At 32.1% G+C, this 3,302-nt stretch carries 2 protein-coding genes; both read left to right on the top strand.

The genetic code is table 11. The annotated features are described in order from the left end of the window. The first annotated feature begins 146 nt into the window (after window positions 1-146). Entirely contained in the window at window positions 147-2,360 is a 2,214-nt protein-coding gene (locus tag Q0A18_RS06940; RefSeq protein WP_292009420.1) for a prolyl oligopeptidase family serine peptidase, read from the top strand. Between the two features lies 1 nt (window position 2,361). Next, window positions 2,362-3,302 (top strand): lantibiotic dehydratase (locus tag Q0A18_RS06935; protein WP_292009419.1); only part of this gene is annotated, 941 nt, incomplete at its 3' end.

The raw sequence follows: 3,302 nt of genomic DNA, 5'->3' as shown, positions 1-3,302 counted from the left end.
GTAAAAATTAATAACCTGAACAAAATTGTAGGAGGTAAAATTTATCTAGTAGATGAAAATACATGTGGAGACCCCGAAAATACAAGTTCACCAAGAGATACTATTGTTCCGACAGCTTAATGACATAACATCATATATTTAGAGTAATGTATTTAAAAACCAAACTAAGATTATTTTTTATAGTACTTACTTTTAATATTATTTATTCTCAGACTTCTTTTAAGGCTCCCTCTGCGTTATTTACAGATGAGTATTTTGGAGTGAAAATATTGGATGAATACAGGAATCTGGAAGATCTGCATAATCCTGAAGTAATCAATTGGATGAAGAATCAAACTGACTTTACCAATTCAGTTTTAAACAAAATCCCTAATAAAGATTATTATTTGAACAAAAGATTAGAGCTGGAGAAAAGACAGGGGTATTTTGTATCAGACTTGAAAATTACAAAGAATGATCAGTATTTTTATATGAAAAGAAATGCTGATGAAAAATTTGCAAAAGTTTACTATAAAATAGGTGTTCAGGGGAAAGAAGAGTTATTATATGATCCTGTTACATTTAAATCTTCTTTTAATAAGAAAGAACTCAAAAATACCCAGCAGGAATTTATTGTTAATATGATAAGCCCCAGTTGGGATGGAAGCCGAGTGGCTATATCCTTATCGGAGAAAGGGAAGGAACTTTCTGAAGTTATTATTATAGATGTAAAAACGAAGAATGTTCATCCACAAATAATTACCCATACTAATCCATCCAATATAGGATGGATTAAGTGGTTATCTGATAATTCAGGTTTTTTCTATGTATACTACCCTGAAATAGATCCTAAATCGAAACTTTTTGCGAAAAATACGAAGACTATCTTATATCGGATAGGAGAAGATCCTAATCAAAGAAATGATGTTTTTTCAAGAGATCATAATCCCGAATTGGATATTCCAATAGAAAAGTATCCTTCCATTTTGGCATTTAATGAGGATGATGATTATTACCTATCCATGTTGGTAGATGCTGAAGATTACAGGACAGCTTTTATAATCGATAAAAAGGATCTCCTGAAAGGAAAAAAGAATTGGAGGACTTTATATGGAAAAGAAGATAAAGTTTATTATGTCCGATTAGCCAATGAATATATTTATTTTCTCTCAGGTTATAATTCTCCTAATTACAAACTATGTCGTACTCTGGCAAAGAAACCTGATTTTGAGAATCCTGAAGTTTTAATTCCTGAAAGAAAAGATGAGGTAATTAAAAGTTATGCTATAACAAGAGATGGAATATATTATACTACGGCTAAGAATGGTATTGAAGCGAAATTATATATTTATAAAAATAATAAAGATAAACCTATTAAGCTTCCCTATGTTTCAGGAAATGTAAATTTGCAGATAAAAGGGAAAGAATTTAAGGATATTTGGATAACATGTTCAGGCTGGGCACATGAAGAACAGCGATATCGTTATGATTTGGATAAAGATTCCTTTTTTAACGAAAATTTAGTACCGACAACAAGTTATCCTGAATTTGAAAATATTGTAGTAGAAGAAACTACAGTCAAATCTGAAGATGGTGAAGATATTCCTCTTTCTTTAATTTATAATAAAAATTTACCTAGAAATGGCAATGCGCCTCTTTTAATGTATGGATACGGTGCCTATGGAGAATCAATTCGACCTTTTTTTGCCAGAAGTTATTTGCTTTGGGCCAATCAGGGAGGTGTTTTTGCTATTGCCCATGTTAGGGGTGGTGGAGAAAAAGGGAAGATATGGCATGAAGAGGGACAGAAAATGAAAAAAAATAACTCGTGGAAGGACTTGATTTCATGTACAGAATATTTAATTAATGAAAAGTATAGTTCTCCTGGAAGAATTGGGTTATGGGGACAAAGTGCAGGAGGAATTTTAATGGGAAGGGCCATTACAGAGAGACCCGATCTGTTTAAAGCAGCCATACTGGAGGTGGGAACACTTAATACTTTGAGGATACAATATAATGGAATAGGAGGTACAGACGCTGATGAATTTGGAAATATAAAGGATTATGAGGGTTTTAAGGCATTATTGGAAATGGATGCCTACCATCACATAAAGAAAGGAATAAAATATCCCTCTACCCTGATAATTACAGGAATAAATGATACTAGAGTGGCGCCTTGGCAATCTACCAAGTTTGCAGCCAAATTATTAGCAAATAATTCATCTGATAATCCTACTTTACTAAAAGTAAATTATGATTCCGGGCATGGAATAGAAGATCCTGTATACAAAATACATGAAAGAAATTCTTTAATCTTCGCCTTTGCATTCTGGCAATTAGGGCATCCTGATTACCAGCCTAAAGAAAATACAAATAAATAAAATGTCCCGTTTCTCTTACCGATTTTTCGATGAGTATGTATTCCGTACACCCTTATTTTCTTGTAGGAAGTTTCTAGGTAAAACTGAAAAACTGCTTATAGAGTCAGATGATCTTAAGCTTATATTTTCTGATTCTGCTTTTCAGGAAGCTGTACTTTTAGCATCTCCCTATCTTCATAAGGAAATGTTGCAATGGCTGAATTCAGAAAAAGCATTTTCTTCAAAAGAATTTCAGAAGCTAAAAAATACTCTATTAAAGTACTATAGCCGAATGAGTACTCGATGTACTCCTTTTGGATTATTTTCACAAGTAGGGTTAGGTGTATTTGATGATGAAAAAGAATTTTCTTCTTCAGAAACAAAAATAATAAGGGATACCAAGCTTGATATGCATTTTCTGGTAGCTCTTTCCCAAAATTTAACTAAGAAACCGGAGATAAAAAATCAACTCCTATTTTTTCCTAATAACAGTATTTATAAAATTGGTACTAAGATTCGGTATATAGAATATGAATATACAAAAGGAAAAAGGGATTACATCATTTCTTCCGTTCCACTTTCGAAGGAGTTGGACTCTGTTCTGGGCTTTTTGCAAAAAGGTAGAACGGTCGGCGAGATAGTAGATATTCTCATTAATGAGGAAATTACAAGAGAAGATGCTATTGGGTTTATTGATGAATTGATTGATAATCAAATTATAGTAAGTGAGCTTGAACCTAATGTTTCGGGAAATGACTTTCTGGAAAAGTTAATTGCTACTTTAAATAGAATAGGATCTGATGAAGAAGCGGAGGTCTTAAAGCTCATTCAAGGGAAATTAATAGAATTAGATCAAAATATTGGAAATTCTATTTCAGGTTATAAAGAGATAGAAAATTTTATTAATAGGTCTTTTGATATTGAATATGAACAGAAATTTTTATTTCAAACTGATTTATATTC

This window comes from Chryseobacterium sp. (assembly GCF_022712095.1).
GTDB lineage: Bacteria > Bacteroidota > Bacteroidia > Flavobacteriales > Weeksellaceae > Chryseobacterium.
Note: the sequence above shows the minus strand (reverse complement) of the source record. Positions and strands in the feature narration are given on the sequence as shown.

What these genes read in the sequence shown, in the direction of transcription:
- Q0A18_RS06940 (WP_292009420.1), top strand. Translation starts at nt 147, where the DNA reads ATGTATTTAAAAACCAAACTAAGATTATTTTTTATAGTACTTACTTTT.